Here is a 1098-nt window from a genome sequence, read left to right on the forward strand (position 1 = left end):
CCGGCCCCCCACCCCCGCGCCCCCCCAGCGCCCCCCCCACCCCCCCGGGGGGGGGGGGGGGCGACCCCCGGTCTCCCGGCCCCCGGGGGCCCCCCCCCGCGCCCCCCGGTGCCCCCCCGCATCTGTACTGACCTGCGGTGATGCGTGCCCCGCGCGCCCGGCCCGGGCCCCGGTGCGACACTGGTGCCCTGTCCCTGCCCGACCTCTCGACCGGGGGCCCGCATGTCCCTCCCGAGGCCTCTCCACGCCCTCGCCGCCGCCGTCCTCGTCGCGGCGGCCGCCCTGGGCCCGACCGCCGCCGCGAGCGCCGCCGCTCCCACGCCGGGGCTGCCCTCCGCCGACCAGCTGAGAGCCGCGCTGCTCACCGCGAACGACCTCGGCCCCGGCTACACCGAGGCCCCCGCCAGCGGCAGCCCGGGCCCGAGCGAGAACCCCACCCCCGTCCGCGGCTGCGACGCCCTCAACGCCCTGATCAACATGCACGCCACCGCCCCCGGCCCCGCCACCCCGCACGCCGAGACCGAACTCGACGGCCCGGACGGCGGCAACCCGATGGTGACCGAGGCCCTCACCGCCGAGGACCCGGCCAGGCTCGCCACCGACTTCGCCACCGCCACCGACGCGTTCAGGACCTGCCACACCATCACCTTCAACGCCGGCACCGACGCCTCCGTGACCTTCACCGTCACCCCCGTCACCCTCGGCGCCCGCCAGGACGCGCCCGCCGTCCGCCTCGACGGCACCCTCGCGGGCGTCCAGCTCAGCGCCTACCTCGGCATCGAACGGTTCGGCACCGTCGGCATGGCCTACGGCTTCTTCCAACGCCAGGCCGCCGACCCCCAAGCCGCCTCCGTGCAGTACCGCACCGCCGTCGCCAAGGTCGAACGCACCCTCGGCACCACCGCGGGCACCACCACCCCACCCACCGCCCCCGCCACCACCCGGGGCATGTCGGTCTGACCGCCCGGGCCTGCCCGGAACGGCCGGCCCCCGGGAGCAACAGCGGTGGCCCCCCCCGGAGGTCGGGGGGGGCACCCGGCTGGGCGGCCGCTGGGTGGGGGGCCCGCGCCGAGATGGGGGGGGGCGCGGCGGGCCAGT

Annotated in this window: 1 protein-coding gene; it reads left to right on the forward strand. The window is 79.2% G+C overall.

Annotated elements, in window-relative coordinates; genetic code table 11:
• Positions 1–222: 222 nt before the first annotated feature.
• Positions 223–960, forward strand: a complete 738-nt coding sequence (locus ACFWXO_RS45280; protein ID WP_380533098.1) for a hypothetical protein — start codon at positions 223–225, stop codon at positions 958–960.
• Positions 961–1098 lie beyond the last annotated feature (138 nt).

Source organism: Kitasatospora sp. NPDC059088 (genome assembly GCF_042738155.1).
GTDB lineage: Bacteria > Actinomycetota > Actinomycetes > Streptomycetales > Streptomycetaceae > Kitasatospora.

What these genes read in the sequence shown, in the direction of transcription:
- ACFWXO_RS45280 (WP_380533098.1), top strand. Translation starts at nt 223, where the DNA reads ATGTCCCTCCCGAGGCCTCTCCACGCCCTCGCCGCCGCCGTCCTCGTC.